The following is a 602-nucleotide window of genomic DNA, read 5'->3' on the forward strand; positions in this document are numbered from 1 at the left end:
GAGTTCATGTATCTGGGCCATGCCGGGGGCGTGAAGCTGCCCAACCTGTTCATGCCCAAGCTCATGAACAACCACGGCAATTTCGTCGGCTCGCTCGGCAACGTCGCCCGCTATCTCGGCCGCAAGGCGGAGGAACTCGGCGTCGAGATCTATCCCGGCTTCCCGGCGTCCGAAGTGCTGGTCGAGGACGGCAAGGTGGTGGGCATCGCCACCGGCGACATGGGCATCAGCCGCGACGGCGAGCCCAACGCCAACTTCACCCGCGGCATGGAGCTGCGCGCCAAGTACACCATCTTCGGCGAGGGGGCCCGCGGCTCGCTCACCAAGCAGATGGTCGAGCGCTTCGGCCTGAACGAAGGCCGTGACCACCAGAAATACGGCATCGGCATCAAGGAGCTGTGGCAGGTCAAGCCGGAGCACTTCCAGCCCGGCCTCGTGCGCCATTCCATGGGCTGGCCGCTGCCGAACAACTCGGGCGGCGGCTCCTGGCTCTACCATTTCGACGACAACCTCGTCTCGGTCGGATTCGTGGTGCATCTCAACTACAAGAACCCGACCCTGTCGCCCTTCGACGAGTTCCAGCGCTTCAAGACGCATCCGAT

Annotated in this window: 1 protein-coding gene; it reads left to right on the top strand. The window is 64.1% G+C overall.

All coding sequences use genetic code 11. The features are described from left to right. Window positions 1–602: NAD(P)/FAD-dependent oxidoreductase (locus JKL46_RS35075; RefSeq protein ID WP_201843072.1), on the top strand; the 602-nt coding region annotated here is incomplete at both ends.

This window comes from Microvirga zambiensis WSM3693 (assembly GCF_016735695.1).
Lineage (GTDB): Bacteria > Pseudomonadota > Alphaproteobacteria > Rhizobiales > Beijerinckiaceae > Microvirga > Microvirga zambiensis.